This window comes from Bacillus cereus group sp. BfR-BA-01310 (genome assembly GCF_022664325.1).
GTDB lineage: Bacteria > Bacillota > Bacilli > Bacillales > Bacillaceae_G > Bacillus_A > Bacillus_A paramycoides.
The window spans coordinates 1-460 of record NZ_JAKUHD010000090.1 but is presented as its reverse complement, the minus strand read 5'-3'; the positions used below and the strand labels follow the sequence as shown (position 1 = coordinate 460).

The window sequence follows — 460 nt, the reverse complement described above, 5'->3', positions numbered from 1 at the left end:
GGAGGTAGAGGGATTCGAACCCCCGCGCGACTCTCGCCGCCTGTCGGTTTTCAAGACCGATCCCTTCAGCCGAACTTGGGTATACCTCCGATATATAAACTTTGAGTGGTGGACCTTGTAGGACTCGAACCTACGACCGGACGGTTATGAGCCGTCTGCTCTAACCAGCTGAGCTAAAGGTCCTTTATGGTAGCGGCGGAGGGGATCGAACCCCCGACCTCACGGGTATGAACCGTACGCTCTAGCCAGCTGAGCTACACCGCCATAAAGATATTCAAGTAAGTGGAGCCTAGCGGGATCGAACCGCTGACCTCCTGCGTGCAAGGCAGGCGCTCTCCCAGCTGAGCTAAGGCCCCATGTTTTTGAAATATCGGGAAGACAGGATTTGAACCTGCGACCCCCTGGTCCCAAACCAGGTGCTCTACCAAGCTGAGCCACTTCCCGTTAATAAAAGCGCGCC

General features: G+C 55.9%; 5 tRNA genes. All 5 read right to left on the bottom strand.

From position 1 onward, the window contains the following. Positions 1–89 (bottom strand) — tRNA-Ser (locus tag MR109_RS29730). A 17-nt stretch (positions 90–106) separates the two neighbouring features. Beyond that, positions 107–183 (bottom strand) — tRNA-Ile (locus tag MR109_RS29725). Positions 184–187: 4 nt separating this feature from the next. After that, positions 188–264: transfer RNA gene (locus MR109_RS29720), tRNA-Met, on the bottom strand. Between the two features lie 19 nt (positions 265–283). Continuing rightward, positions 284–356, bottom strand: a tRNA-Ala gene (locus MR109_RS29715). 14 nt (positions 357–370) lie between these two features. Then, positions 371–444 (bottom strand) — tRNA-Pro (locus MR109_RS29710). Positions 445–460 lie beyond the last annotated feature (16 nt).